Origin of the sequence: Actinomadura scrupuli (assembly GCF_050971785.1) — a bacterium.
Taxonomy (GTDB): domain Bacteria; phylum Actinomycetota; class Actinomycetes; order Streptosporangiales; family Streptosporangiaceae; genus Actinomadura_E; species Actinomadura_E scrupuli.
In genome coordinates, this window is sequence record NZ_JBPCCU010000001.1 from 1,051,610 (window position 1) to 1,077,421 (window position 25,812).

A 25,812-nucleotide genomic window follows, 5' to 3' on the forward strand; every position below is an offset into this window, starting at 1 on the left:
CTTCCATGCGCAAGCTCATCCCCTTGCTCGCCGCGGCCGCTCTGGCCCTCACCGCCTGTGGTTCGGGTGGCTCCGGTGGCGACACCATCAAGATCGGTTTCATCGAGTCGCTCACCGGCAACTACGCCCCGCTCGGGGGCGAGGCCAAGAAGACCGTCGACCTGGCGGTGGACCAGATCAACTCGGCCGGTGGCATCAACGGCCGCAAGATCGAGCTGATCACCCTCGACGACAAGACCGCCCCCGACCAGGGCGTACTGCACTTCAACAAGCTCAAGTCCCGCAACGTCACCGCGATCATCGGCTCGACCTTCTCCAACGTCGGTCTCGCGGTCGAGCCGCTGGCCGAGCGGGCGAAGATCCCCTACATCTCGCTGGCCCCGGCCGACAAGCAGGTCAGCCCGGTACAGAAGTACACCTTCGTGGTCCCGGCGATCTCGTCCAAGTACGCCGAGGCGATGCTCCAGTACTTCCAGGCACACAAGATCGGCAAGGTCGCGGTCGCCTACGACACCAAGAGCTCCTACGCCCAGGCGGGCTTCGCTGGGATGAAGCGGTACGCCTCCCAGTACGGCGTCACGATCGTCAAGGAGGAGCCCTACGAGACAACGGCGAGCGACTTCAGCCCGATCTTCACGCACGTGCGCGGCTCCGGCGCCCAGGCCCTCGTCGCGTGGGCCAGCGGTGCCCCCGGCGTGACGCTGGCCAAGCAGTTCCCCACGTCGGGCCTGAAGCTGCCGTTGTTCATGACGGGCTCGCAGGCCAGCAAGCTCTGGCTGGACCCCGTCGGCGGCGCCAGTGAGGGCGTGTACGTGCAGAGCGCCATCGGCGTGGTCGGCGACACGCTGCCGGACGGCAGGCTCAAGCAGTCGGTCAAGGAGATGTCCGAGCCGTTCACGCGGAAGTACGGCTACGCGCCGCCGCAGTTCGCGATGGACGGGTACTCCGGCGTCAAGCTGCTGGCCGCGGCGATCGAGAAGGCGGGCGGCACGGACCGCGGCAAGATCCGTGACGCCCTGGAGTCGCTGTCCCTGGTGACCCCGGCGGGCCGGTACACCTACTCCGCCACCGACCACTCCGGTCTGAAGCCGACCGACATCTCCATGAACCAGGTGAAGGCCGGCAAGCTGGTGCCCACCGAGTGGTCCGCAGTCCGGCTCGCCGCGACCGCCAAGGCCGCCGGATGACCTCACCGCCGGCCCCGCTGCTCGAGATCGACGACGTCGGCAAGGCGTTCGGCGGCGTCTACGCCGTCCGCGACGTCAGCCTGACGGTGGCGGAGGGCGAGACCCGCGCCGTGATCGGCCCGAACGGCGCGGGCAAGTCCACCCTCTTCAACCTGATCAACGGTCACCTGTCCCCGGACCACGGCGGCCTGACCTACGACGGCCGGCGCATCGACCGGCTGACCCCGCACGCACGGGCCCGGCACGGCATCGCGACCGTCTTCCAGTCCGCCCGCGTGTTCCTCGGCATGACGACCCTGGAGAACGTGATGGTCGGCGCGCACGCCCGTACCCGCCACGGTTTCCTGGCCGGTGCGCTGCGGCTGCCCCGGCACCGGCACGAGGAGGCCGAGATCAAGGCCGACGCCCTGGCCGCCCTCGACCGGGTCGGCCTGCGGGACTGGGCCCACCGCCCGGCCGACGTGCTCCCGCTCGGCCAGCAGCGCTCGCTGCAGGTGGCCAGGGCGCTGTGCGCGCGGCCCAGGCTCCTGCTGCTGGACGAGCCGGCCTCGGGGCTGCGCGCCGCCGAACGCGAGGCGCTGGCCGAGCTGGTCGAGAGCCTGCGCGCGGACGGCCTGACGACGATGCTCGTGGAGCACGACGTGGCGTTCGTGGCCCGGCTCGCCGACCGGATCAGCGTGCTCGACCTCGGGCGGCACATCGCCGAGGGCACACCGGCCGAGATCCGGGCGGACACCACGGTCATCGCCGCCTACCTCGGGCAGCAGGAGTCATGAACGTCATCGAGGTCGAGGACGTCGTCGTGCGCTACGGCACCGCCACGGCCGTGGACCGGGTCGATCTCGAGGTCGGGGCGGGCGAGCTGGTCGCGCTGATCGGCCCGAACGGCGCGGGCAAGACCTCGCTGGTCAACGCGATCTTCGGCATCGTCCGGCCGGTGTCCGGGCGGGTCCGGCTGTCCGGGCGCCCGGCGCTGGTGCCGGAGGGGCGGCAGATGTTCGCCGAACTCAGCGTGGAGGACAATCTCGCGCTGGGCGCGTGGCGCCGTGGCCGCGAGCGCGGGGCCCGCGACACGTCCTGGGTGTACGAGGTCCTGCCGGGGCTGGTGCGCGTGCGGGACCAGCGCGCGGGCACCCTGTCCGGTGGTGAGCAGCAGATGGTCGCCTTCGGCCGGGCGCTCATGGCCGATCCGGACGTGGTCGTCGTCGACGAGCTGTCGCTGGGTCTCGCGCCGCTGGTGACCGCCGAGCTCGCCCGGCACCTCCGGGAGCTGAACGCCGAACGCGAGCTCGCGGTGCTGCTGATCGAGCAGAACGCCCGGCTCGCCCTCGACCTGTGCACCCGCGGTTACGTCATGGAGGCCGGCCGCATCCGGGCCCGGGGGAGCGCCGCCGAGCTGTCGGAGAGCGCGGAGGTCATCGACGCCTACCTGGGAGGCCCGCCGAGATGAGCGCCTTCCTGCAGTACCTCATCTCCGGGCTGGCGGTCGGCTGCGGCTTCGCGCTGCTGGCCAGCGGCCTGGTGACGATCCACCGGGTCACCCACGTGGTGAACTTCGCGCAGGGCATGTTCGCCGTCGTCGCCGGCCTGACCGCCGGGTCCCTGCTGAGCGCCGGGCTCCCGCACGGGCTCGCCGAGCTCACCGCCGTGCTGGTCACCGCGGGCGTCGGCCTGCTGGTCGGGCTGCTGGCCATCGGCAAGCCGGGGACCACCCCGCAGTCCGCGCTGATCGTCACGCTGGGCGTGGGATTCCTGGCCTACGCCGTCGAGATCCTGGTCTGGGGTGACAACCCGCGGTCCTTCCCCGGCCTCCGCGGTGCCGTGGAGCTCGCCGGCGCCCACGTCCAGACGCAGTCGTTCCTCGTCATCGGCGTCACCGCGGTCGTGTTCGCGCTGCTCACCCTCTTCTTCACCCGCACCTATCCCGGCAAGGCGCTCACCGCGTGCGCGTCCAACCCGTACGCGGCGCGGGCCATCGGCATCGGCGTCACCCGGATGGGCCTGATCGCGTTCGCGCTCGGCGGGGCGCTCGGCGGCACGGCCGGCGTGCTGCTCACCCCGCTGCTGCCCATCTCCTACAACAGCGACGTCCTGCTGATCACCAACGGGTTCGCCGCCGCGATCCTCGGCGGGCTCAACCGCCCCGGCCTCGCGCTGGCCGGGGCACTGACCCTGGGCGTCGCCGAGGCGATGGTCGCCGGCTACTACGAGGCGTCGTACCAGACCGTGGTCGCGCTCACCCTGATGCTCGCGATCATGATCTGGCAGGCCTCGCGGCGCACCACGCTTCACGAGGAGGCCGCACGATGACGATGTCCGTGCTCGTCCTGCTGCTGCTGTCGGCGATGGTCGTCACCGGGCTGTCGATGCTCATGGGCTACGCCGGCCAGGTCTCGCTCGGCCAGGCGTCGTTCTACCTGATCGGCGGCTACACGGCGGCCCTGCTCGCCACCCATGGACAGCCCACCTGGCTGGCCCTGCTGGCGGCCCCGCCGGCCGCGGCGCTGGCGGCCGCCCTGCTCGGCATTCCGCTGCTGCGGCTGAGGGGGCATCAGCTCGCCTTCGCCACCCTGGCCGTGCAGCTGATCCTGCTGAACCTCGTCGGCCAGCAGGAGTGGACGGGCGGGGACATCGGCCTGCAGGGCGTGCCGCTGCTCCGGATCGGCGGATACGAGTTCTCCGGCGACCGCGCCTACGCACTCCTCGCGCTGGCCGCGCTCGCCCTGGTCGTGCTGATCACCAGGAACGTCGTGGCGTCACGTCCCGGCCGGGCGCTGCGCGCGCTGGCCACCAGCGAGGTCGCCGCCGCCTCCTCCGGCGTGCCGGTGGCGACCTACAAGCTGGCGGTCTTCAGCCTGTCCGCGGGCTTCGCCGGGCTGGCCGGCGGGATCTACGCCTTCTACATCGGCTACGTCTCACCCGGCTCGTTCCCCGTGTTGATGTCCTTCGAGTACGTGGTGATGGCCGTGGTCGGCGGTGCCGGCACGATCTGGGGCGCGCTGGTCGGCGCCACCGTCATCACGCTCCTGCTCCAGGTGCTGAACGACATCGGCACCCAGGAGGGAATGCCCGCCGCCGCCCCCACCGTCCTGTCGTACGCGGTGTACGGGGCGCTGCTGATCCTGATCGTGCTCTTCCTCCCGCGCGGCCTGGTGCCCAGCGTCACCACGTGGTGGGAGCGCCGCCGCACCGCCCGGCAGGACTCTCGCCCCGACGTCCCCGCGGAATCCGATCTGGCCCGAACCTCCCCCTGACCCCGGCCGCGCCTCAACCGGAAGGACCCACCCCCATGTCCTCTCGCCGCAGCGTCCTCGCCCTGCTCGCCGCCGCCGCGCTCAGCCCGATCCTCGGTCCGGTCGGGCCCGCGCTCGCCGGCGGCGAGCCCGTACACCTGGAAGGCACGCTGCCCGACGGCGCGACCTACCTCATCGAGAAGCCCGCCACGTGGAACGGCACCGTGCTGCTGTTCAGTCACGGCTACACCATGCTCGGCCTGCCGAACCCCGCCCGCAACGCACCGGGGACCGTCGAGCACGACCGGCTGCTGGCCCGCGGCTACGCGCTGATCGGCTCGTCCTACGCCCGCAACGGCTGGGCGGCGCAGGAGGCGGTCCCCGACCAGCTCGCCACCCTCGACACCTTCGAGCGGCGGTTCGGCCGGGCCCGCCGGACCATCGCCTGGGGCCAGTCCTACGGCGGCCTGGTCACCGGTGCGCTGGCCGAGCGTCATCCGGCGCGGTTCGACGGCGCACTCCCGCTCTGCGGGCTGATGGCGGGCGGCAACGCCAACTGGAACTCCACCCTGGACGCCACGTTCGCCGCCAAGACGCTGCTGGCGCCCGGCGCCGACGTGCCGTTGGTACGGATCGGCGGCCAGTCGGCCGCGTTCGCGGGCATGCAGACCATGCAGGCCGCGATCGACCGGGCACAGCAGAGCCCGGCGGGACGCGCCCGGATCGCGCTCGCCGCCGCCCTGCACGACATGCCCGGCTGGTCGGACCCGTCCGTCCCGGAACCCGGGCCGGAGGACTGGGCGGCCCAGCAGCTCGACCAGTACCAGAACCTGCGCGGCACGATGCTGCCCGCGCTGCCCTGGCGGCAGGAGGCGGAGACCCGCGCCGGCGGCAACATGTCCTGGAACACCGGCATCGACTACCGCCGGCAGCTCGCCGCGTCGGTGGACCGCGACGAGGTCGAGGCCCTGTACCGGACGGCGGGCCTCGATCTCCAGGCCGACCTGAAGACGCTGAACTCCGCGCCGCGGATCTCCGCCGACCGCCCCGCCGCGGAGTACATGCGGCGCAACGTCGCCTTCGGCGGCAGGCTGCGCATCCCGCTGCTCACCGTGCACACCACGGGCGACGGGCTCGTGCCGGTTCAGCACGAACGGGCGTACGGCGACGTCGCGCGGGTGTCCGGATCAGCGGGCCTGCTGCGGCAGACCTACGTCCACGCCGCGGGCCACTGCCTGTTCACACCCGCCGAGACCCTGGCGGCCCTGGGGTCCCTGGAGCAGCGGATCGCCACCGGCCGCTGGGGCGACGCCGCGACTCCCCGGGTGATGAACGACCGGGCGGCGGCGACCGGGCTGGGCGCCGGGCGCTTCGTCGCCTACCGGCCGGCGCCGTACCTCCGTCCCTTCGCCGTGTGGTCCCCGGTACCGAAGAGCTGAAAGGAACTCCCGTGAACGACATCGATCTGAGCGGCCAGGTGGCCGTGGTGACGGGCAGCGGACGGGGCCTCGGCCTCGCCTACGCCACCGCGCTGGCTCGCGCGGGGGCCTCCGTCGTGGTCAACGACGTCGACGAGCAGGTGGCGGAGCAGGCCGTCACGACCATCGCCGAGGCGGGCGGCAAGGCCGTCGCGGAGGTCGTGGCCGTCGGCGACGCCGCGGCGGCCGACCGGCTCGTCGGCCGCGCGGTGCAGGCCTTCGGCAGGCTGGACGTGATGGTCACCAACGCGGGGGTGCTCCGCGACAAAGTGCTGTGGAAGATGGCCGACGAGGACTTCGACACGGTGATCGGCGTGCATCTGCGCGGCACCTTCACCTGCGCCAGGGCCGCCGCCGTACGGATGCGCGAACAGGGCGACGGCGGGTCGCTCATCCTGGTCGGTTCCCCCGCCGGGCAGCGCGGCAACTTCGGCCAGACCAACTACTCCGCCGCGAAGGCGGGCATCGCCGCCCTGGCCCGCACCTGGTCGATGGAGCTGGCCAGGTCCCGGATCACGGTGAACGCGATCATCCCCGTGGCCGCCACGGCGATGACCGAGACCATCCCCGCGTTCGCCCCGTACATCCAGGCGCAGCGCGAGGGACGGCCGCTGCCGGACTTCCTGCGCATGGGCGAGGGCTTCGGCGTCCCCGAGGACTGCGCGCCGCTCGTGCCGTTCCTCGCCTCGGCCGCCGCGCGCGACGTCACCGGCCAGTGCATCGGTATCGGCGGGGACAAGCTGGCGCTCTGGTCCCACCCGCAGGAGGTCTCGGTGGCGTACGCCGTCGGCGGCTGGACCCCGGAGACGATCGCCACGGCCTGGCCCACCACGCTCGGCCGTGAGCCCCAGACCGTGGGCATTCCCGCTCCCGTGATCCCGGAGACCTGACGGGCCGACCCCTCTGAAGGAGTTCTGATGACCATCAACGCGCACGTCGACGACCTCGCCGGGCTGAGCGGCAGGGAACTGGGCCCCGGCGAGTGGCTGGAGATCTCCCAGAGCCGCATCGACGCCTTCGCCGGCGCCACCGACGACCACCAGTGGATCCACGTGGACCCGGCCCGGGCGGAGAACGGCCCCTTCGGTACCCCCATCGCGCACGGCCACCTGACGCTGGCGCTGTTCATCCCCATGTTCACCGAGCTCCTGGACGTCGAGGGCGTGACGACCAAGGTGAACTACGGCCTCAACAAGGTCCGCTTCCCGGCCCCCGTCCCGGTCGGGTCCCGCATCCGGCTCGCCGCCCGGCTCGCCGGCGTGGAGGAGGTCGCCGGTGACGGCGTGCAGATCACCGTGGACGGCACGATCGAGATCGAAGGCGGGCCCAAGCCCGCCTGCGTGCTGCAGAGCGTCTCCCGGTTCTACCGCTGAGCGCGGTCACGGCACCCGGCTGAGATTCTCGGGGCCGACGGGCACGGGCATCAGGCCGTCGCCCTCCGGGGTGGGGCCGTACCTGGCGTCGCGCGGGCCGTTGAAGATGTCGCGCGGCAGGGGTACGGCCTCGGGGCTGAGCGTCTCGAACACGTCGAGGACGACGTAGTCGCCGTCCGGCGCCGCGTGGTCGTACCTGCGGATCGCGGTGAGCATCTGCGCGGCGGAGGAGTAGGCGTGGCTGTTGGCCGAGATCCACGCGTCCACCCAGTCCTGCGCGTACGTGCGCAGACGCAGCACCGCGACCGCGCTGACGGAGGGATACCTCGCCGTCATCCGGCCCTTCTCGCCGGCGACCCACGCCGGCTCCCCGGCGGCGGGCCGGGCGTCCTCGGGGTCGCCGTACATGGCGGCGACGACCAGGGACGGCTCCAGCGGGATCGGCTTGTCCATCGGGTCGGCGAGCACGAGGACGAGCGGCCCGTCCTTGTCCTTCCACCGCCGCAGCCCGGCCGACGCGGCGGCGCTGATCTGCTCGCGGATCGGCTGGAGGGTCTCGGTCAGATCGCGGGCCACCGGCTCGCCCACGAGGATCTCCTCGGCTCCGATCTCCGGGACGGCGATGTCCTCGAACCGCCCGTCGGCGGTGAACGCCGTCACCTCGCACAGCACCGGTCGATCGCCCGCCTGCACCAGACGGCCCGCGCGCCTCGCGCCACCCGGATCCGGTTTCTCCTGGAACGTGTAGCCGCGATCGTCCAAGTACCGGTTGAACCACTGCTCGGCGACTTCGCCGAGATCGTTCTTGTCCATGCCTGATTGTCGCGCGACATCGAGGGTACCCGGGCGACATTTCGTCCAGCCGTATCACGATCTACTACGCACGCTTCCGCACCGGCGGCACGGCGTGGGTCTCTCTTTTACATGCCTTGCCGCGTATATGCTTCGTATGGCATGTTGTAGAGGTGCCCGACACGATCTGGTCCGTTCTGATCGATCCGAACCGCCGGGCGCTGCTCGAGTTGCTGCGCGAGCGGCCCCGTACGGTCGGCGAGCTGGTCGATGAGCTCCGCCTGACCCAGCCGACCACGTCCAAGCACCTGCGCGTGCTGCGGGACGCGGGCTTCGTGCACGTCGTCCGGGACGCGCAACGGCGCATCTACGCGCTCGACCCCACGCCGCTGACGGAGCTCGACGCGTGGCTCGCGCCCTACCGGCGGCTGTGGAACGACCGGCTCGACGCCCTCGGGCACCACCTCGACACGACGAAGGAGATCTGATGGACCGCGGAACCTTTGTTCGTCACGAAGGCCGCCCGGCCGTGCGCTTCCAGCGCACCTACGACCACCCGATCGAGCGCGTCTGGGACGCCGTCGCCCGGCCCGAGGAGCTGGCGCACTGGTTCCCCTCGGCCGTCGAGATCGAGCCGCGCGCCGGGGGGACGATCGCCTTCTCCGGCGATCCGAACGTCGGCCCGACGACCGGCACGGTCCTGGTCTACGAGCCGCCCCGGCGCCTCGCCTTCACCTGGTCGGGTGAGGAACTGCACCTGGACCTCGAACCGGTCGATGCCCGGCGCTGCCGGCTCACCCTCGTCAACGTGCTCCAGGCACCTGACGCCGCGGCCCGCAACGCCGCCGGCTGGAGCGTCTGCCTCGCCGAGCTCGGCAAACACCTGGCAGGTGAGCGGGCGGACGGCCCGCACAGCCCCACCGCCGAGCCGTGGCAGGCGCACTTCGACGCCTACGTCGCCGCGGGCATGCCCTCAGGCGCACCTGTCCCGGGAGTGCCGTCGGATGCCGACGCCCGGCCGTCGAGGTAGCGCCGCACCGGCAGGTCAGTCGCCGGGAGTGATGAGACCCGTCTCGTAGGCGAGGACGACCGCCTGGGCCCGGTCGCGCAGGTTCAGCTTCGCGAAGATCCGGGCCAGGTGGGTCTTCACCGTGGCCTCGCTGAGGTGCAGGCCGGCGGCCAGTTCGGTGTTGGACAGGCCCCGGCCCAAGAGCCGCAGGACCTCCAGCTCGCGCGGGGTCAGCGCGGACAGGTCACGGTGGATCTCGGGGACCCGGTCGGCGCGGGCGAAGCGCTCGATGAGCCTGCGGGTGATCGACGGGGCGAGGAGGGCGTCGCCGGTGCTGACGAGCCGGACGGAGGCCACGAGGTGCTCGGGGGTGACGTCCTTGAGCAGGAAACCGCTGGCCCCGGCGGCGAGCGCGGCGTAGACGTACCTGTCCAGATCGAAGGTCGTCAGCATGAGCACCCTGCAGGCGGGGTCGTGCTCGAGGATTCTGCGGGCGGCCTCCAGCCCGTCCATCTCGGGCATCCGGATGTCCATCAGGACGACGTCGGGCCGCAGCCGCCGGACCAGGGTCACGGCCTCGGCGCCGTCGGAGGCCTCACCGGCGACCTCGATGCCGCCCTTGGTGAGGATCATCCGGAATCCGGTGCGGATCAGGGTCTGGTCGTCGACGATCACGACTCGGGTCATGGGCGGTCCAGGGGAATCCGGGCCCGGACGCGGTAGCCGCCGCCGAACCGGCGCCGGGCGTCGAGGTCCCCGCCGTACAGCGCCACTCGTTCGCGCAGGCCGATCAGGCCGCGCCCCTCGCCTTGCTTCGCGGGAGCGTTCGAGCCGGTGTTGAGCACCTCCAGGCGAAGATTGCGGGTGCCGTAGGCGATGATGACCTCGGCGCGGGAGCCCGGCGCGTGCTTGAGGGCGTTGGTGAGCGCCTCCTGTACGACGCGGTAGGCGGTGACGTCGATCCCGGTCGGCAGCGGCCTGGGCTTTCCGTTGATCGTGACCTCGATGGGGAGGCCGGCGAAGGCGACCCGGTCGACCAGCGTGCCGAGGCGCGACAGGCCGGGCTGGGGGGCCAGCGCGTCCGTGCCCTCCTGATCCGGAGCGAGCACCCCCAGCAGGTGCCTGAGCTCCGTCATCGCGTCCCTGCCGGTCTTCTCCACGGCGGCCAGCGCGTCGGTGGTCTCGCCTTCTTCGAGAGCGTGGCGTGCCGCCCCGGCCTGGACGACCATCACGCTCACACTGTGGCTCACGATGTCGTGGAGTTCCCGCGCGACCCTGGCTCGTTCGCCCTCGACCGCGAGCCGGGCGGCGCTCTCGCGCTCCTTCTCCAGCAGCCACGTCCGCTCGCCGAGCTCCCGGATCCTCATGCGGCGCATCCTGGCGGCGAGATACAGGGGGGTGAGCGCGGCGGCGGCGATCCACGGGACGCTCCAGCCCGGCAGCGGGAGTGTGGTGCCCGCGGCGGCGTAGGAGGAGACCGCGATCGCCACGAGGCAGGCCAGGCGTACCAGCATCCCCCCATCGTGGTGGCCTTCGGGCGGGTGTGCATCATCCGGGCGGGCGAAAACCGTACATCGCCCGGATGACACCGGCGCGGAGTTGCATCCGGAGCCCGATGGCCCGCCCGCCGGTGGCGGCTCTAACGTCGCGGCATGGAACATCTGGTGCAGCTCACGGACGTGCGCAAAGAGTACGGGGAGACGACCGCGCTGGCGGGCGTCACGCTGGACATCCGGCCGGGTGAGGCGGTCGCGGTCATGGGGCCGTCCGGCAGCGGGAAGTCGACGCTCCTCAACATGGTGGCGGGGCTGGACCGCCCGACGTCGGGTTCGATCGTGGTCCAGGGCGAGGACCTGTCGAAGCTGAACGAGACCGCGCTCGCCAAGTTCCGGCGCCGCCGGATCGGCATGGTGTTCCAGTTCTTCAACCTGCTCGACGACCTCCCGGCGCTGGACAACGCGGTCCTGGCCGCACAGCTGATCGGGACGCCGCGCAAGCAGGCCCACGCCAGGGCGATGGAGCTCTTCGAGGAGCTCGGCATCGCCGATCGCCGCAACGCCTATCCGGCGGTGCTCAGCGGGGGAGAGCGCCAGCGGGTCGGTGTTGCACGGGCGCTCATGAACCGCCCGGCGCTGCTGCTCGCCGACGAACCCACCGGGGCACTCGACAGCCAGTCCGGCGAGCAGGTGATGGATCTGCTCCAGGACCTCAACCAGATCGGCCAGACGCTGCTGATGGTCACCCACGACCAGCGCCTCGCGTCGCGCTGCGCCGACCGGGTCATCGAGTTCGCCGACGGCCGGGTCACCGAGGCCGTCCGATGAGGGCGACCTGGCGGGCGGCCCGCGCGGCCGTGCGCAAACGGCGGCTCCAGACATTGATCATCGGGGTGGTGGTGCTGGTCTCGACGGCGACGATCGTGCTGGCGCTGGGCCTGCTCGCCACCGTGGACGCGCCGTTCGACAAGGCCTTCGCCCGGTTGCAGGGGGCGCATCTGAACGTGTCGTACGACGGCGGCAAGGTCTCGGCGGACCGGCTGGGTGCCACCGCGCACCTGCCGGGGGTCAAGGCCGCCGCCGGCCCCTTCGCCAGTGTGGTCGTGGAGACCACCGGGTTCATCGGCCTGCGACCCGGCCCGATCACGGTGGTGGGCAGGGCGGATCAGAACGGCCCGGTGGACCACCTCGTCCTGACGGAGGGGCGCTGGCTCGCCGGGCCCGGCGAGATCGTGATCAGAAGGGACCCGCACGTACGCTGCGGGGGCGAAGGCTGCTCGCCCGTCGGCAAGCAGGTCGAGGCTCCCGGCCGCCCGAGGCTGACCATCGTCGGCGTCGTCAGGTCGATCACGCAGTCCGCCGATGCCTGGGTCACCCCCGCCCAGGCGCAGGCACTTCACCCGCGTGACTTCCAGATGCTCTACCGCTTCACCGACTCCTCGACCAAAGTCTCCGCCGTCACCACCGGCCTGCCGTCCGGCGCCGTGACCGGCAGCCAGTCCTATCTGGTCCCCAAGCTCGACTCCGCGAACAACGTCAAGGTCGCCGTCCCCTTCCTGCTGGTCTTCGGGGTGCTCGGCCTGATCGCCGCCGTACTGATCATCGGTAACGTGGTCAGTGGCGCGGTGGTCTCCGGCTACCGCCACATCGGTGTGCTCAAGGCGCTCGGGTTCACCCCCGCCCAGGTGAGCGGCGTCTACGTCGTGATGATCGCGGTGCCCGGTGTCGTCGGCTGCACGTGCGGTGTCGTCATCGGCAACCTGCTCGCCAAGTTCCTCACCGCGAGCACGGGTGAGGCGCTCGACCTGCCGGTCGCCAACGGAGTCGCCCCCTGGGTCGACGTGGCGGCCATCGCCGGCATCTGCGCCCTGGTCGTGGTCACCGCCCTGGTGCCCGCCGTACGCGCGGGCAGATTGTCCGCGGCCCAAGCCGTGAGCGCCGGCGCGGTCCCGCGCCGGGGCAGGGCGCTGCGCGTCCAGCGAGTGCTGGCCAAAGCCTCGCTGCCGCGCCCGGTCAGCCTCGGCCTCGGCCTGCCCTTCGCCCGGCCGGGCCGCAGCGCGCTCACTCTTGCGGCCGTCGCGTTCGGGGTCGCGGCGGTGACCTTCGCCACCGGCCTGCTCTGGACGATCGACGCCTACTCGGTGGGAGCCGCCCGAACGGAGGTCGCCGCGGTGTCCGTCGACACCGCCCTGCCGGACGCAGGTCCCCCGCCCATGAGGAAGGACGAGCCGGAACCCGCCCCCGCGGTGAGCGGCGCACAGGCCGAGAGCCGGCTGAGGGGTCTGCCGGGGACGCGGCTGCTGACCCCCTGCGCGGTCCGGGCCGTGCACGTGGTCGGGATGAACGAGACCGTCGACCTGAAGGCGTACCGGGACGGTTTCTCCCGGCACGGCTACGATCTCGCCCGGGGCCGATGGCTCCGCGGGCCGGCCGAGGTCGTCGTGTCCAGCGCGTTCATGAAGGCCACCGACCTGAAGATGGGCGACACCGTGTACGTCCTGGTCCAGGACCGCCGGACGGCCCTGCGGATCGTCGGCGAGGCGGTGGGCGAGGACCAGATCATCACCGACTGGCAGACGATGTCCGCGCTCGTGCCCGGCCTGCAGGCCACCTACTTCGAGATCGGCCTGAAGAAGGGCGTGCGAGCGCAGGCCTACGCCGAATCCCTCCACTCGGTGCTGGGCGACCGGCTCGGGATCGGCGTGCGGGGAGACGACTTGGACGCCGTCCTGCTCGGCCTCGTCACGACGCTCACGCTCGGCCTCACGGTCGTGTCCACCCTCGGCGTCTTCAACACCGTGGTCCTCAACACCCGGGACCGCACGCGCGACTTCGGCATTCTCAAGTCCCTCGGTTCCACCCCACGCCAGATCATGGCCATGGTGATCACTTCCATGCTGGCCCTGGGCCTGGCCGGTGGGCTGATCGGGATCCCCGTCGGCGTCGTCGCCCATCACCTGGTCATGCCGGTCACCGGCGAGGCCGGCGGGGTCACCCTCCCGGACGCCTACATCCAGGTGTACGGACCGCTCAGCCTGGTAGTGCTCGCCTCGGCGGGGGTCGCCATCGGCATTCTCGGTGCCCTGGTCCCGGCGGGCTGGGCGTCCCGGCTGAAGACCGCGACGGCGCTGCGCAGCGAATGATCACAGGGAAGGCCACGGCCGTCCGCCGACGCAGGCGATGGCCGTGGCCAGTTCCTGAGGGGTGACCGCCTCGGCCAGCCAGGACACGCCTGCCGCAGGCGCCGTCTCCGGCGGGAGCTACGCTTCGCGCCGAGCGCCCAACGGCATCCCACATTTACTTTGCCATTCACTCTTCGTAGTCGAATGATTACCTATAGTCTCCGGTCTCGTGCCATCGACCGATCACGAGCTACCGCTGGAGCTGTTCCGCAATCGGCCTGAGCTCGCCCCCGAACTGCTGGAGACCCTCTTCGGCCTCAAAGTGCCAGCCCACACCCAGGTCCGCTTGGGGTCGGAGACGCTCAACGACTGCGATCCCACGGAGTACCGCTGCGACGCGACCGTCATCCTGGGCGACCCAGGCGCCTCCCAGCTGGCCATCATCGTGGAAGTGCAGCTCCGTGCCCGAGTCCAGGACCTTGATCGCAAGAGATATACCTGGCCGGTGTATCTGGCCACCCTGCGGGCCCGTCAGGAATGCCCGGTGACGCTGCTGGTGCTGTGCCCCGATGCCGAGACCGCCGCGAAATGCGCCGAACTGATCGAGACAGGTCACCCGGGTTGGGACCTGAAACCACTGGTGATAAACCTGGCGAAGTCTCCCGCCGTCACAAATGCTGACAAGGCACGCGAAATGCCCGAACTCGCGGTGCTCAGCGTCGTCAGCCATGCGGACGGACCCGACGGCCGCGCGGTCTTGGAGGCTTTCTGCGCGGGAATGGAAACCCTCAAGCACCGGGCCGACGTCGGTGCGAAGTACTATGAATACGTGTTGTCACGGCTGTCTGCCGCAGCCCAGCGCAGTCTGGAGGAGATCTTGACTACGGACACCTACGAGTACCAAAGTGCCTTCGCCCGCGAGTACTTCGGCCAGGGCAAGGCTGAGGGTAAGGCCGAAGGGGAAGTCCAGGGCGAGGCTCGGGCGTTGCTCTCCTTCTTGGCGGGCCGTGGTCTGCCGGTGTCCGAGCAAGCGCGCGCACAGATCACCTCCTGCACGGACCTGGACCGGCTCGACCATTGGATCAAGCGCGCGGCCACGGCCTGTTCCGTTGAGGACCTCTTCGACTGAGCGGTCGTCCCTGGCCATTCGAGGACGGCTCGATTCCGGTTTCCCTGAATGGCGTCAGCCGGTTCCTCAGCTGATCTTTCAGATGGGGTCCCCTGGAGGCAACCCAGCGTGGACGCCCATTGCGAGTACACCGCGTGGGTGCTTCGTGGATCGGGGCAGGGGATTTCCGCAACGCCTCGCGATGTGAATATCTGTCCGTTTCTAGAGCAGGCGGGTCGGTGCTGTTTTCCCGTTGCATTGCCCTGACCACCAAGACGCGGCCCCGGTCCTTGGTCGTCGTCAGGCTGCCTGCGGGTGCGTGTAGGCCGCGTGGGGGTGGTCAGGGCAAAGGCCGGTCAGGGCGAAGGCCGCGTGGGGGTGGTCAGGGCAAATGCAATGCGGAGGGGATCCCCCCGACCCGTGGGTGCGTACGAGGGCATCTCAAGACCGCGGCCGCCTGCGCCGGCGAGTGGGCGCGGTCCACGGCAGGGCCTCCGGCCGAGGTGTGACGGCTCCCCGCCGGGGTGGCGGGGAGCCGGGCCGGGAGTGTCAGGTGACGGGGTTCTCCACCAGGTAGACCTTGGGGGAGGGGGCTGTGCAGGTGGCCTTCGAGGTGGTGCCCGAGCCGTTGAAGGTGAACTCGGCCGCCGCGCCGCCGAGGGAGACCGCGACGCTCTGGGCGCCGGAGACGGGCTTGAACGGTCCTGCGGTGAGGGTGCCGCCGGCGGGCAGGGGGATCACGGTCGGCCGGTCCCGGACGAAGGTCGTCGGCGGGATGGCTATCGCGTCGGCGGCGACGTTCTGCACGGCCGGGGTGCCGCCCTCGACGTTCAGGTCGAGGGTGGTGACCTTGCCGGCGGCCGTGGTGTAGCCCTTGTCGAGCAGCTTGTTCACGGTGGCCGCGGGGAGGGTCAGCGCCCCGGAGGCCTGGGTGAAGGAGAAGGAGCCGCCCTTCTTGACGACGAGCGGGATGTTGGCGCCCACCGCGATGCCGACGTCCAGTGGGTCACCGCCGAGCGTGCAGGAGTAGGGGGCGTGGATGATGCCGGCGAGCTCGTTGGAGGCGGGCTCGGCGAAGTTCAGCGGCGCGCCGGTGATCTTTGCGGGCGGCTGCCCGGCCGGGCCGCCGATGCCGATCTTCAGCAGGGCGTTGCCCTTCGTGGCCTTGCAGTCGGCCTTGATCGGCAGCGTGAAGCCCGCCGATGACTTCAGGTTCACCTCGGCGACCGCCCCGTCGAACTTCAGGGTCGTGGCCCCGCTGGTGGCGGCCTTGAACGGCCCGACGTCGAAGGTGCCCTGGAGGGGCAGGCCGACCTTCAGCGGCTGACCGGGTGTGAGCGGGATGTCCTTGATCTCGAACGGCTCGTCCTTGGCGATGTTGATCGACTCAGGGGTGGAGGTGCTCGCGCCGATGCTGAGATCCGTGATCTTGGCATCGACCTTGTCGATCGCGATGATCCCCGCCAGCGAGGTCAGCCACGACGGGAAGGTGATGCTCCCCGATCCCTGGGTCAGCCAGAACTCCTGGCCCGGACCGAGCTGGACCGGGGCCACACCTTGTACGTCCACGTCGGTGGGCAGGTAGAACACCGGCACGCCGGCGAGGGTGACGGTGCAGCCGATCGGCAGCTTGAACCTGCCGGCGTCCACACCGATCGCCGGGACGCCGGCCGGCGGCAGTGCGTGCGCGGCCGGGACCACGGCGAGAGCGAGCATCGCGACCGCGCCGCAGGAGATCGCAAGGGCCCTTCGGAGCCTTCCCGTCCAGGGTCGTGCCGGGGTGCGGTGGCGTTGTCGTCCACGCATCCTGTCCTCCTCAAAAAGTACGGATGAGTACTACTGGGCGACATCCTGCGTTCGGACGGACGTGCCGGATATGTTCGGACTTGCAGGGCTCGCAAGTCCCGGTTAGCAACGGCTTTCACATCACCCGCGGTGACCTGGGGAGGACGTGACCGGCGGTCGAGCTGGGCTCGGCATGGATCCCCACAGAACCCCGGGATGACCGAGTTGCCCCCTGAACCAGCCGCATCATCGGGCCTGCGGCTCGCCGGGACCCACGAGCCCGGCCGCCCCGGCCTGCCCCGGGGCCGTAGCAGCCTGCCCGGCCAGGCCGTCCGCGATGCCCAGCGCGCCCGGCTGCTGCGCGCCGTGATCGCCGTGGTCGCGGACAAGGGGTACGGGCATACGACCGTCACCGACGTCGTCCGCGGTGCCCGGGTCTCGCGCAACGTCTTCTACGCGCACTTCGCCGACCTGGAGACCTGCTTCTTCGCCGCGGTCACCGCCGCCCGGGACGTGATCGTCCACCATCTGATCGGCACGACCCGCGACCACACCCACGACCCCGCCCCGACCGCGGTCCTGCGCGCCAGCGTCCGTGCCTACCTGGACCTCTGCGCCCAGGAACCCGAGTTCGTCCGCTGCATCATGATCGAGCTGCCCGCCGTCGGCCGCCGTGCGCTCAACGGCCGCAACGCCGCCTACCGGCAGATCGCCGGTCTCCTGCGGCTGTGGCGGGACACCGGCCACCCCGCACTGCCTCCGGTTCCCGACGAGAGCTACCTCGCCGCGGTCGGCGCCATCGGCGAGCTCGTCCTCGCCCACGCCGCTGACGGCACCACCGCCGCGCTGCCCGCGCTCACCGACACCGCCACCGCCATCATCGAGCGCATCCTCGCCGTCCCGCGGGACGCCGTCCCGCCGGACGCCGTCCCGCCGGACGCCGTCCCGCCGGACGCCGGCCCAGGGGAGGGCGGTTCCGGCGAGCCCCCTGCCTCCTGACGGCCCCTGACGGCCACACCGGCATCGGGCCCGTCGCCGTCCGGCCAGAGGGCGAGGGAGGTCATCGCGGGGCGGGGCCGTCGTGGCGTTCGATGCCGTTCATGAGGAGGTCGAGAAGGCGGCCGGCGAGGTCACGTTGGTCTGGTTCGCCCGCGATGAGCGTCACGCCGCCCAGGGCCATGAGCACGTCGTCCGGGGCGAGGTCCGGGCGGATCGTGCCGTCCGCGACCCCCGCGGCCATGAGTGCCGTCAGTGCCTCGGTGAGCAGATCCCGGGTACGCATGCGCAGGTCGCCCTCAGTGACGAGGACCGCGTGGAGGGCGTCCGCCATTCCGTGCTTGGTCGCCATGTAGTCGACGAAGAGGTCCATCCAGGTGCGCAGTGCCTCCGTCGCGGGCGCGGTCTCGAGGAGCCCGGGAGCCGCTGCGCAGAGCCGGGCGGTCTCGTTCCTGTACGTCGCCTCCACCAGCCGTTCACGCGTGGGGAAGCGCCGGTAGAGCGTCCCGATCCCGACACCGGCGTCCTTGGCGATCGCTTTGAGCGCCGCCTCGGACCCGTCCCGGGCGAACGCCCGTGCTGCCGCCTCCAGCAGGCGGTCCTGGTTCTGGCGCGCGTCGGCACGCAGTGGCCGGGCTCTCTCGGATGGCACGTTCGCTCCTGGCTCTGGGCGGGCGGGGGTACCGGGTTGCTATGCGGAGCCGGGTCCGCTTATGCTGCGATTAAGTGGACGCGGCTCCACTTACGAGTTTACGGGGTCGCCTTCCGATGCGCACCCACCCGGAGATCCCCGGGTCGCGGACACGGCATCGGCGGGCCGGCAGAAGGGCAGCAACATGAACAGCGACCGCATCACCACTCCGTTCGGCGCGCAGTCCACCGCCGCCGAGGTCCTCGCGGGCGTCGACCTCAGCGGCAGGCGCGCCATCGTCACCGGCGGGGCCTCCGGTATCGGCGTCGAGACCGCCCGCGCGCTCGCCGGCGCGAACGCCGAGGTGACCTTGGCCGTGCGCGACCTGGAAGCCGGTCGGCGCACCGCCGGCGACATCGTCGCCACCACCGGGAACACCAACGTGCTGGTCGCACCGCTCGACCTGGCCGACCAGGCGTCGGTCGGGGCGTTCGCCGCCGCCTGGGAGGGGCCGCTGCACATCCTGGTCGACAACGCCGGCGTCATGGCCTCGCCCGAGATGCGGACCCCGCAGGGCTGGGAGATGCAGTTCGCCACCAACCATCTCGGTCACTTCGCCCTGACCACCGGCCTGCACGACGCGCTCGCGGCGGCCGGGGACGCGCGCGTGGTCGTCGTGAGCTCGGTGGGGCATCTCAACGGCGAGGTGCTGTTCGACGACATCAACTTCGAGCAGCACCCGTACGACCCATGGCAGGCCTACAGCCAGTCCAAGACGGCCAACATCCTGTTCGCGGTCGAGGCCGGCAGGCGCTGGGCTCCCGAGCGGATCGCCGTGAACGCGCTGAACCCGGGCCGCATCACCGCCACCAACCTGTCGCGCCACATCGGCGACATCTCCAACTCCCCGGCCTCGTTCGAGCCGGAGAGCACGGGGGTGTCCTGGAAGACGGTGGAGCAGGGCGCGGCCACCTCGGTGCTGCTGGCGGCCTCGCCCCTGGTCGAGGGTGTCTCCGGGCGCTACTTCGAGGACTGCGAGGAGGCCGGCCCGGTCCGGCCCGGCATCCGCCGCGGTGTCGCCCCGTACGCGCTCGACCCCGGGAAGGCCGCCCGGCTGTGGCAGGTCTCGATCGACATGCTCGCCCGTGCCGGAGGAGAACTCGCCGCTGAGGGCGCGTCGACCTGAGCCCCGGGCGGTACGGCTAGCCCGTCCCGGAGCGGACGCGGTGCCGTGCCGCCAGGGTGCCGGCCTCCTGGCGGGTGAGGGCGTCCTCGGGGTGCCCGCCGGTCGCGGCGTCCTTGCCGAGGGCGGAGCCGAGCTGCCAGGGGACGCTGGTGACCATGATGCCGGGCCGGAACAGCAGCCGGGCCTTGAGCCGGAGAGCGCTCTGGTTGTGCAGGAGGTGCTCCCACCAGTGGCCGACGACGTACTCGGGGATGAACACGCACACCACGTCGCGTGGGCTGCTTCGCCGGATCCGGCCGACGTAGTCCAGGATCGGGCCGGTGATGTCCCGGTAGGGCGAGTCGAGGATGGTCAGCGGCACCGGGATGTCCCGCTCCTCCCACTCGCGCTGCATGGCCTCGGTCTCGGCGGCCGACCCGCGTACGGTGAGCGCGGTCAGGGTGCTGGGGTGGGTGGCGCGGGCGAAGGCCAGCGCCCGCAGGGCCGGGGTGTGCAGTTTGGAGACCAGGACCACCCCGTGGATACGGCTGGGCAGGGCGACGGGGTCGTCGCCCGGCTGCAGCTCGGCGGCCACCCGGTCGTAGTGCCTGCGGATCGACTTCATCATCAGGAAGATGATCGGCAGGGCGATGCAGACGATGTAGGCGCCGTGGGTGAACTTGGTGATCAGCACGACGACCAGGACCAGTGCGGTCAGCAGGGCGCCGAAGCCGTTGATCGCCCGGGACCGGTGCATGGCCCGGCGGTCCGAGCCCGCGGTGCCGGGCAGCAGCCGGTTCCAGTGCCGGACCATGCCCGCCTGGCTGAGCGTGAAGGACACGAAGACCCCCAGGATGTAGAGCTGGATCAGCCGGGTGGTGCTGGCGTCGAACGCCCAGATCAGCAGCGCGGCCAGCAGGGTCAGGATGACGATGCCGTTGCTGAAGACCAGCCGGTCACCGCGGCGGGAGAACTGCCGGGGCAGGAAGCCGTCCTCGCCGAGGATCGAGGCGAGGATCGGGAAGCCGTTGAAGGCGGTGTTGGCCGCCAGCACCAGGATCGCGGCAGTGAACGCCTGGACCAGGAAGAACAACGGTGTGGAGGAGCCCCCGAAGACCGCTGCCGAGACCTGGGCGATCACTGTCCTGGGCACGTACCCGGCGGGGGTGCCGGTCAGCTCGGCCGGATGGGGGGTGACGTGCACGTGAGCGGCCAGGGCCAGCGCGGTGAGGCCGGCGAACATCGTGACGGCCAGCACACCCATGATCAGCAAGGTGGCGGCGGCGTTGCGGCTCTTGGGCCGCTTGAAGTTGGGCACCCCGTTGCTGACCGCCTCGACGCCGGTCAGCGCCGTGCACCCCTGTGCGAAGGCGCGCAGCACCAGGGCGACCAGCAGCAGCCCGCTCGCGCTCTGCGTGGCGTGGATGCCGTAGTGCGCGGATTCGGCCACCGGGACGTGCCCGGAGAGGGACCGCCACAACCCGACCCCGATCATCAGCAGCACGCTGGCCACGAAGCCGTAGGTGGGGATGGCGAAGGCGGTGCCGGACTCCTTGACCCCCCGCAGGTTCACGACCGCGAGCAGCACGACCAGCCCGATGGAGATCGTCACGGCCTGGGGGGCGAGGGCCGGGAACGCCGAGACCACGTTGGCGACCCCGGCCACCACCGAGACGGCCACGGTGAGCACGTAGTCGATGAGCAGCGCGCTCGCGGCGATCAGCGAGGCGTTGACGCCGAGGTTCTCCCGGCTGACGGTGTAGGCGCCACCGCCGTTGGGGTAGGCGTGGCAGGTCTGCCGGTAGGACGCCACCACGACCAGCAGCAGCACGATGACCGCCGCCGCCACCCACCAGGTGAGATGGAGCAGCGCCAGCCCGCCCAGGCTGAGCATGAGCAGGATCTCCTCGGTCGCGTACGCCACCGATGACAGCGGGTCGCTGCAGAAGACCGGCAGTGCCAGCTTCTTGGGCAGCAGCGTCTCGCCCATTTGCTCGTTGCGCAGCGGACGCCCCACCAGGAACCGCTTGGGAACGTTGAGGACAAGATTGCTCACACTTATAGAGAACCGCCCGAAAGCCACGGGTCCGGTCTCCCTAACGCCGCTCTGACGCGCAGCGTGGCGATCTTAACGACTCCTTAACGGGCTCTGGCGACGTCACGGCTCGAAGCGGTAGCCCATGCCGGGCTCGGTGATGAGGTGGCGGGGCCGGGACGGGTCGGCTTCGAGCTTGCGGCGCAGCGAGCCGAGGTAGACCCGCAGGTAGTGGGTCTCCCTGACATGGCCGGGGCCCCACACCTCGGCGAGCAGCTCGCGCTGCGAGATGAGCTTGCCGGGGTTGCGCAGGAGAAGGGCGAGGATGCCCCATTCGGTCGGTGTCAGGTGCGGCGCGCTCTGCTCCTCGGCCGTGACGGTCTTGCGCGCCAGATCCACCTGGTACGGCCCGACCGGGACGATCGGCGAGGGATCGGCGCTGGTGCCGCGCCGGGTGACGGCCCGGATCCTGGCCAGCAGTTCCTCGATGCCGAACGGTTTGATCATGTAGTCGTCGGCTCCGGCGTCCAGGGCCTCCACCTTCTCCCGACTGCCGACCCGGCCGGACAGCACGATGATCGGCACCTGGGTCCAGCCCCGCAGACCCTCGATCACCTCCACTCCGTCCAGGTCGGGGAGGCCGAGATCGAGGATGATCAGATCGGGATGCCAGCCGGCCGCCTGCCCCAGCGCCTGCCGTCCCTCGGGCACGGTCCGTACCTCGTAGCTCCGCGCCCGCAGGTTGAGGCTGAGCGTCCGCAGGATCTGCGGCTCGTCGTCCACCACCAGGATGCGTGTCATGGTCCATGCCCCCGTTCTGCTCGTACCTCGGCCGGCTCCGGACATTCGGCGCCCCGCTCCCCGGCCACGACGGCCCTGTCCTCCGGCGGGCGGGCTGCGACGGGCAGGCTGAGGATCATCGTGACGCCGCCGCCGGGTGTCTCCTCGGGCACGATGGCGCCGCCCATCGCCTCCGCCAGGCCGCGCGACAGGGCGAGTCCCAGCCCGACACCGGTGGAGTTGTCGCGGTCTCCGAGCCGCTGGAAGGGCCGGAAGACCCGATCGCGCTCGGCGACGGGAATGCCCGGTCCCCGGTCGACGACCCGGATCTCCGCCATGTCGCCGAGCGCGCTGGCGCTCACCAGGACGTCCTGACCGGCGGGGGTGTGGCGGAGCGCGTTGGAGACCAGGTTGACCAGCACGCGTTCCAGCAGCCCAGGATCGGCCAGCACCTCGGGGACGGCCTCGGAGATCTGGACCCGGACGCCTCCGGCCTCCGCACCGAGGTAGTCCAGGGCGCGCGGGACGACGTCCTCCACGGCCAGCGGCCGGCGGGACATGCCGAGGGCTCCGGCCTGCAGCCGGCTCATGTCGAGCAGGTTGGACACGAGCCGGTCCAGTCTGTCGAGCGACTCCGCCGCGGTGTCCAGCAGCTCGCGCAGGTCCTCCTCGCTCCAGTGCACGTCCGGGCTGCGCATGCTCTCGACCGCCACCTTGGCCGAGGCCAGCGGGGTACGCAGGTCGTGGCTGACCGCGCTGAGCAGTGCCGTACGCATCCGGTCGGCCTCGGCGAGCGGGCGGATCCGACCGGCCTGCTCCTCCAGCCGCTGCTGGCGCAGCGCCACCGCGGCCTGGGCGGCGTACGCCTCCAGCACCTGCTGGTCCGCCGCGGAGGGGGTACGCCCGCAGAGCACGAGGACGAGGTCGTCGTCGATCGGGATCTCGGCGTCGCCGTCGTCCGGGCTGGTGCAGGGACGGCCTCCCATGGTGGCCGCGACCCGCCAGCGTTGCGGGTCACGCTGGCGGCCCGGGGTCACCGGGATGCCGGGCGGGCGCTCCAGCAACGTCACCACGCTCATCCCGTAGGTCTCCCGCAGCCGTTCCAGGATCGCCTCCACCGTGTGCTCCCCGCGGAGCACGCTGCCCGACAGGGTGGCCAGCACGGCCGCCTGCGCGCCGGCCCGCGCGGCCTGGCGGGTACGCCGGGCGGCCAGATCCACCACGGCGCTGACCGCCGCCGCCACGGCCAGGAAGACCACCAGGGCCAGCACGTTCTCCCGCTCGGCGATCGTGAACTCGTGCAGCGGGGGTGTGAAGTAGTAGTTGAGCAGCAGCGACCCGAGGATCGCGGCCGCCAGCGCCGGGTAGAGACCGCCGACCAGCGCGACCCCGATCACACCGGCCAGGAACATCAGGATGTCCGAGGGCAGGGCGAGTTCGCCGCGCAGCCCGGCCAGCAGGAGGGCGAGCAGCGGCATGCCCGCCAGGGCCAGGACCAGCCCGGCCACCCGGCGCCGCCGGGTCAGTGCCGGCAGCCGATCCGCCCGGCGGCCCCGCCGCGCGTCCTCGTGGTTGACCATGTGGACGTCGATCGCGCCGGACAGCGCGGTGGTGCTCACTCCGACGCCGCGGGAGAGGATCTGGGCGAACCGGCCGCGCCGGGACGCACCCAGCACGAGCTGGGTGGCGTTGACACCGCGGGCGAAGTCCAGCAGCGCCTCGGGGATGTCGTCGCCGACCACCTGGTGGTAGGTGCCTCCCAGGCTTTCGACCAGGGCGCGCTGCCGGGCCAGGTTGGCGGGGCCGGCACCGGTCAGGCCGTCGCTGCGGGTGATGTGGACGGCGAACAGGTCGGTGCCCTTGGAGCGGTCGGCGATCCGGGCCGCTCTCCTGATCAGGGTCTCGCCCTCCGGCCCGCCGGTGAGCGCGACGACGACCCGTTCCCTGGCCTCCCAGGTCCCGGTGATGCCGTGGTCGGCCCGGTAGCGGTCCAGCTGGTCGTCGACCTTGTCGGCCAGCCAGAGCAGCGCGAGCTCGCGCAGCGCGGTGAGGTTCCCGACGCGGAAGTAGTTGCCGAGGGCCGCGTCCACCTTCTCCGGTGGGTAGACGTTGCCGTGCGCCATCCGGCGCCGGAGCGCCTCGGGTGCCATGTCCGCCAGCTCGACCTGGTCGGCCCTGCGCACCACCTCGTCCGGCACGGTCTCCCGCTGCGGGACCCCGGTGATCCGCTCGACGACGTCGTTGACCGATTCCAGGTGCTGCACGTTGACGGTGGAGATGACATCGATCCCCGCGTCCAGCAGTTCCTCGATGTCCTGCCAGCGCTTGTCGTTGCGCGAGCCGGGCACGTTGGTGTGGGCCAGCTCGTCCACCAGCGCCACGCGCGGGCGGCGGGCGATCACCGCGTCGAGGTCCATCTCGGTGAAGCTCGCACCGCGGTAGGTCACCGTCCTGCGCGGCACCGACTCCAGTCCCTCGAGGAGCGCGGCCGTACGGGGACGGCCGTGGGTCTCCACATAGCCGACGACCACGTCGGTGCCGCGCTGGAGCCGCCGGTGCCCCTCGTCGAGCATCGCGAACGTCTTGCCGACGCCCGGTGCGGCGCCGAGGTAGATCCGCAGCTTCCCCCTCATCGGACACCTCCCTCCGCCGCGGCCGTGGCGTGTCATCGGGCGGGAACCCCGGTGACACGCCACGGGTCAGCGGACGCTCAGCCGCGGAACGGGTATTTCCCGTCCAGCTCGATGTTCAGCTTCAGGACGTCGACCCGGGGCTCGCCCAGGAAGCCGAGCGTCCGTCCGTCCTCGTTGTCCTTGATGGCCTTGACGATCCGGTCGCGTGGGACTCCGCGTTCCCTGGCCACCCGGGCCGCCTGCAGCAGGGCGTACGCGGGGGAGATGTGCGGGTCGAGGCCGCTGGCGCTCGCGGTCACCGCGTCGGCCGGGACCGTGGGGTGCGCCGGGGCGTTCCCCCGGATCGGGACGATCTGGCCGGTGGAGTAGTCCTGGCCGTAGGTGGCGCACTCGACCTTCACCCCGCGGTAGGCGGCGAGGAACGGCGTGGCCGGGCACTCCTCGTTGACGCTGACCACCCGGGTCGGGTGGACGACCTCGCCACGGGCGTCGCGAGGGCCGATCACCGACAGCACCGCTCCGACGCCGCCGGGGGTACAGAACGGCCGGGCACCGTCCACGCCTTCCAGCCGCCCGACGGCGTGGCTGCGGGAGCACACCTGGGTGAGCAGGCTCTGTGAGGCGTTCTCGTCCTCCTTGCCGGCCTTGGTGATCGCCGGGTCGGGCAGGGTGTCGACGATGGACTCGGGACCGAGGTTGCTCGCGCTGGTGGAGGTCATGTCGTAGCCGTCGCCGGCGGCCGAGGGGCGGCCCTGGACGTACTGCTTGAGCGGGTTGCCTTCGGCGTCGAGGTAGAGCTGGCCGATCAGGTCGCTGCCGACCGTCTTGCCACCGGCCCTGACGAGGGAGCCCTCGGCGTTGTCGTGCAGGCCCGGCAGGAACGCCACCCCCCATACCGCCAGGGGATAGACGATGCCGGTGACCACGGTGAGCACGAGCAGCGCCCGGAGCGCGGCCAGGTGCTGGCGGATCCAGGTTGGAATACGCAT

At 71.4% G+C, this 25,812-nt stretch carries 24 protein-coding genes; 15 read left to right on the forward strand and 9 right to left on the reverse strand.

Annotated features, from left to right (window positions below; translation table 11 throughout):
- Window positions 1-5 precede the first annotated feature (5 nt).
- The 8 genes from ACRYCC_RS04850 to ACRYCC_RS04885 are packed head-to-tail and all read left to right on the forward strand — an operon-like array spanning window position 6 to window position 7,271.
- Window positions 6-1,187, forward strand: coding sequence for an ABC transporter substrate-binding protein (locus ACRYCC_RS04850; protein ID WP_433809114.1), 1,182 nt, complete (start codon window positions 6-8; stop codon window positions 1,185-1,187).
- Window positions 1,184-1,963 (forward strand): ABC transporter ATP-binding protein, encoded by a 780-nt coding sequence (locus tag ACRYCC_RS04855; protein WP_433809116.1) that lies wholly within the window; start codon window positions 1,184-1,186, stop codon window positions 1,961-1,963. Before ACRYCC_RS04850 ends, ACRYCC_RS04855 begins: the two co-directional genes overlap by 4 nt.
- Entirely contained in the window at window positions 1,960-2,637 is a 678-nt protein-coding gene (locus tag ACRYCC_RS04860) for an ABC transporter ATP-binding protein (protein ID WP_433809118.1), read from the forward strand. The genes ACRYCC_RS04855 and ACRYCC_RS04860 overlap by 4 nt, the downstream gene beginning before the upstream one ends.
- Window positions 2,634-3,497, forward strand: coding sequence for a branched-chain amino acid ABC transporter permease (locus ACRYCC_RS04865; RefSeq protein ID WP_433809120.1), 864 nt, complete (start codon window positions 2,634-2,636; stop codon window positions 3,495-3,497). Before ACRYCC_RS04860 ends, ACRYCC_RS04865 begins: the two co-directional genes overlap by 4 nt.
- Entirely contained in the window at window positions 3,494-4,441 is a 948-nt protein-coding gene (locus ACRYCC_RS04870) for a branched-chain amino acid ABC transporter permease (RefSeq protein WP_433809122.1), read from the forward strand. Before ACRYCC_RS04865 ends, ACRYCC_RS04870 begins: the two co-directional genes overlap by 4 nt.
- A 35-nt stretch (window positions 4,442-4,476) precedes the next feature.
- The gene (locus ACRYCC_RS04875; RefSeq protein WP_433809124.1) at window positions 4,477-5,859 is read left to right on the forward strand and encodes a DUF6351 family protein; all 1,383 of its coding nucleotides are present in this window, start codon (window positions 4,477-4,479) and stop codon (window positions 5,857-5,859) included.
- 11 nt (window positions 5,860-5,870) lie between these two features.
- Window positions 5,871-6,788, forward strand: a complete 918-nt coding sequence (locus ACRYCC_RS04880; RefSeq protein WP_433809126.1) for an SDR family NAD(P)-dependent oxidoreductase — start codon at window positions 5,871-5,873, stop codon at window positions 6,786-6,788.
- Window positions 6,789-6,815: 27 nt separating this feature from the next.
- Complete coding sequence (locus tag ACRYCC_RS04885) at window positions 6,816-7,271, forward strand: MaoC family dehydratase (protein WP_433809128.1); 456 nt, start codon at window positions 6,816-6,818, stop codon at window positions 7,269-7,271.
- Window positions 7,272-7,277: 6 nt separating this feature from the next.
- Here ACRYCC_RS04885 and ACRYCC_RS04890 read toward each other — a convergent pair whose 3' ends face one another.
- On the reverse strand, window positions 7,278-8,084 hold the full coding sequence (locus ACRYCC_RS04890; RefSeq protein ID WP_433809130.1) for a hypothetical protein: 807 nt from the start codon (window positions 8,082-8,084) through the stop codon (window positions 7,278-7,280).
- A 152-nt stretch (window positions 8,085-8,236) separates the two neighbouring features.
- Between ACRYCC_RS04890 and ACRYCC_RS04895 the strand changes: the two genes are divergently transcribed.
- Both ACRYCC_RS04895 and ACRYCC_RS04900 read left to right on the forward strand, forming a co-directional pair.
- Window positions 8,237-8,551: an ArsR/SmtB family transcription factor gene (locus tag ACRYCC_RS04895; protein ID WP_433809132.1), complete on the forward strand. Its 315-nt coding sequence runs from the start codon at window positions 8,237-8,239 to the stop codon at window positions 8,549-8,551.
- A complete protein-coding gene (locus tag ACRYCC_RS04900; RefSeq protein WP_433809134.1) occupies window positions 8,551-9,093 on the forward strand; it encodes an SRPBCC family protein in 543 nt (180 codons plus the stop codon). Before ACRYCC_RS04895 ends, ACRYCC_RS04900 begins: the two co-directional genes overlap by 1 nt.
- 15 nt (window positions 9,094-9,108) lie before the next feature.
- On the opposite strand, the gene ACRYCC_RS04905 is transcribed toward ACRYCC_RS04900, so the two are convergent.
- Window positions 9,109-9,759, reverse strand: coding sequence for a response regulator (locus ACRYCC_RS04905; RefSeq protein ID WP_433809136.1), 651 nt, complete (start codon window positions 9,757-9,759; stop codon window positions 9,109-9,111).
- Window positions 9,756-10,586 (reverse strand): sensor histidine kinase, encoded by an 831-nt coding sequence (locus ACRYCC_RS04910; RefSeq protein WP_433809138.1) that lies wholly within the window; start codon window positions 10,584-10,586, stop codon window positions 9,756-9,758. Before ACRYCC_RS04910 ends, ACRYCC_RS04905 begins: the two co-directional genes overlap by 4 nt.
- A gap of 138 nt (window positions 10,587-10,724) precedes the next feature.
- On the opposite strand from ACRYCC_RS04910, the gene ACRYCC_RS04915 reads away from it, so the two are divergent.
- From ACRYCC_RS04915 to ACRYCC_RS04925, 3 genes are all read left to right on the forward strand, one after another.
- Window positions 10,725-11,396 carry an ABC transporter ATP-binding protein gene (locus tag ACRYCC_RS04915; protein WP_433809140.1) on the forward strand — a complete coding sequence of 224 codons (672 nt, stop codon included), beginning with the start codon at window positions 10,725-10,727 and terminating at the stop codon, window positions 11,394-11,396.
- Window positions 11,393-13,711 (forward strand): ABC transporter permease, encoded by a 2,319-nt coding sequence (locus ACRYCC_RS04920; protein ID WP_433809142.1) that lies wholly within the window; start codon window positions 11,393-11,395, stop codon window positions 13,709-13,711. The genes ACRYCC_RS04915 and ACRYCC_RS04920 overlap by 4 nt, the downstream gene beginning before the upstream one ends.
- Window positions 13,712-13,919: 208 nt before the next feature.
- Window positions 13,920-14,819: a hypothetical protein gene (locus tag ACRYCC_RS04925; RefSeq protein ID WP_433809144.1), complete on the forward strand. Its 900-nt coding sequence runs from the start codon at window positions 13,920-13,922 to the stop codon at window positions 14,817-14,819.
- Window positions 14,820-15,347: 528 nt separating this feature from the next.
- Here ACRYCC_RS04925 and ACRYCC_RS04930 read toward each other — a convergent pair.
- Window positions 15,348-16,604 carry a DUF6801 domain-containing protein gene (locus tag ACRYCC_RS04930; RefSeq protein ID WP_433809146.1) on the reverse strand — a complete coding sequence of 419 codons (1,257 nt, stop codon included), beginning with the start codon at window positions 16,602-16,604 and terminating at the stop codon, window positions 15,348-15,350.
- Between the two features lie 195 nt (window positions 16,605-16,799).
- On the opposite strand from ACRYCC_RS04930, the gene ACRYCC_RS04935 reads away from it, so the two are divergent.
- Window positions 16,800-17,582 carry a TetR/AcrR family transcriptional regulator gene (locus tag ACRYCC_RS04935; RefSeq protein WP_433809148.1) on the forward strand — a complete coding sequence of 261 codons (783 nt, stop codon included), beginning with the start codon at window positions 16,800-16,802 and terminating at the stop codon, window positions 17,580-17,582.
- A gap of 61 nt (window positions 17,583-17,643) precedes the next feature.
- Here the strand turns inward: ACRYCC_RS04935 and ACRYCC_RS04940 are convergent, their stop codons facing one another.
- The gene (locus ACRYCC_RS04940; protein ID WP_433809150.1) at window positions 17,644-18,231 is read right to left on the reverse strand and encodes a TetR/AcrR family transcriptional regulator; all 588 of its coding nucleotides are present in this window, start codon (window positions 18,229-18,231) and stop codon (window positions 17,644-17,646) included.
- Window positions 18,232-18,415: 184 nt separating this feature from the next.
- Between ACRYCC_RS04940 and ACRYCC_RS04945 the strand changes: the two genes are divergently transcribed.
- Window positions 18,416-19,396, forward strand: coding sequence for an SDR family NAD(P)-dependent oxidoreductase (locus ACRYCC_RS04945; protein WP_433809152.1), 981 nt, complete (start codon window positions 18,416-18,418; stop codon window positions 19,394-19,396).
- 16 nt (window positions 19,397-19,412) lie between these two features.
- On the opposite strand, the gene ACRYCC_RS04950 is transcribed toward ACRYCC_RS04945, so the two are convergent.
- The 4 genes from ACRYCC_RS04950 to ACRYCC_RS04965 all read right to left on the reverse strand — a co-directional run bounded on the left by ACRYCC_RS04950 (window position 19,413) and on the right by ACRYCC_RS04965 (window position 25,812).
- Window positions 19,413-21,431 (reverse strand): APC family permease, encoded by a 2,019-nt coding sequence (locus ACRYCC_RS04950; protein WP_433809154.1) that lies wholly within the window; start codon window positions 21,429-21,431, stop codon window positions 19,413-19,415.
- A 102-nt stretch (window positions 21,432-21,533) separates the two neighbouring features.
- Complete coding sequence (locus ACRYCC_RS04955) at window positions 21,534-22,211, reverse strand: response regulator (protein ID WP_433809156.1); 678 nt, start codon at window positions 22,209-22,211, stop codon at window positions 21,534-21,536.
- Complete coding sequence (locus tag ACRYCC_RS04960) at window positions 22,208-24,823, reverse strand: sensor histidine kinase (protein WP_433809158.1); 2,616 nt, start codon at window positions 24,821-24,823, stop codon at window positions 22,208-22,210. The genes ACRYCC_RS04955 and ACRYCC_RS04960 overlap by 4 nt, the downstream gene beginning before the upstream one ends.
- Before the next feature lie 77 nt (window positions 24,824-24,900).
- Window positions 24,901-25,812: a potassium-transporting ATPase subunit C gene (locus ACRYCC_RS04965; protein WP_433809159.1), complete on the reverse strand. Its 912-nt coding sequence runs from the start codon at window positions 25,810-25,812 to the stop codon at window positions 24,901-24,903.

Bases quoted from the DNA above. Each gene is read 5' to 3' on its own strand.
- ACRYCC_RS04850 (WP_433809114.1), top strand. From the start codon at position 6: ATGCGCAAGCTCATCCCCTTGCTCGCCGCGGCCGCTCTGGCCCTCACC.
- ACRYCC_RS04855 (WP_433809116.1), top strand. From the start codon at position 1,184: ATGACCTCACCGCCGGCCCCGCTGCTCGAGATCGACGACGTCGGCAAG.
- ACRYCC_RS04860 (WP_433809118.1), top strand. From the start codon at position 1,960: ATGAACGTCATCGAGGTCGAGGACGTCGTCGTGCGCTACGGCACCGCC.
- ACRYCC_RS04865 (WP_433809120.1), top strand. From the start codon at position 2,634: ATGAGCGCCTTCCTGCAGTACCTCATCTCCGGGCTGGCGGTCGGCTGC.
- ACRYCC_RS04870 (WP_433809122.1), top strand. From the start codon at position 3,494: ATGACGATGTCCGTGCTCGTCCTGCTGCTGCTGTCGGCGATGGTCGTC.
- ACRYCC_RS04875 (WP_433809124.1), top strand. From the start codon at position 4,477: ATGTCCTCTCGCCGCAGCGTCCTCGCCCTGCTCGCCGCCGCCGCGCTC.
- ACRYCC_RS04885 (WP_433809128.1), top strand. From the start codon at position 6,816: ATGACCATCAACGCGCACGTCGACGACCTCGCCGGGCTGAGCGGCAGG.
- ACRYCC_RS04890 (WP_433809130.1), bottom strand. From the start codon at position 8,084: ATGGACAAGAACGATCTCGGCGAAGTCGCCGAGCAGTGGTTCAACCGG.
- ACRYCC_RS04900 (WP_433809134.1), top strand. From the start codon at position 8,551: ATGGACCGCGGAACCTTTGTTCGTCACGAAGGCCGCCCGGCCGTGCGC.
- ACRYCC_RS04905 (WP_433809136.1), bottom strand. From the start codon at position 9,759: ATGACCCGAGTCGTGATCGTCGACGACCAGACCCTGATCCGCACCGGA.
- ACRYCC_RS04910 (WP_433809138.1), bottom strand. From the start codon at position 10,586: ATGCTGGTACGCCTGGCCTGCCTCGTGGCGATCGCGGTCTCCTCCTAC.
- ACRYCC_RS04915 (WP_433809140.1), top strand. From the start codon at position 10,725: ATGGAACATCTGGTGCAGCTCACGGACGTGCGCAAAGAGTACGGGGAG.
- ACRYCC_RS04920 (WP_433809142.1), top strand. From the start codon at position 11,393: ATGAGGGCGACCTGGCGGGCGGCCCGCGCGGCCGTGCGCAAACGGCGG.
- ACRYCC_RS04930 (WP_433809146.1), bottom strand. From the start codon at position 16,604: ATGCGTGGACGACAACGCCACCGCACCCCGGCACGACCCTGGACGGGA.
- ACRYCC_RS04935 (WP_433809148.1), top strand. From the start codon at position 16,800: ATGACCGAGTTGCCCCCTGAACCAGCCGCATCATCGGGCCTGCGGCTC.
- ACRYCC_RS04945 (WP_433809152.1), top strand. From the start codon at position 18,416: ATGAACAGCGACCGCATCACCACTCCGTTCGGCGCGCAGTCCACCGCC.
- ACRYCC_RS04955 (WP_433809156.1), bottom strand. From the start codon at position 22,211: ATGACACGCATCCTGGTGGTGGACGACGAGCCGCAGATCCTGCGGACG.
- ACRYCC_RS04960 (WP_433809158.1), bottom strand. From the start codon at position 24,823: ATGAGGGGGAAGCTGCGGATCTACCTCGGCGCCGCACCGGGCGTCGGC.
- ACRYCC_RS04965 (WP_433809159.1), bottom strand. From the start codon at position 25,812: ATGCGTATTCCAACCTGGATCCGCCAGCACCTGGCCGCGCTCCGGGCG.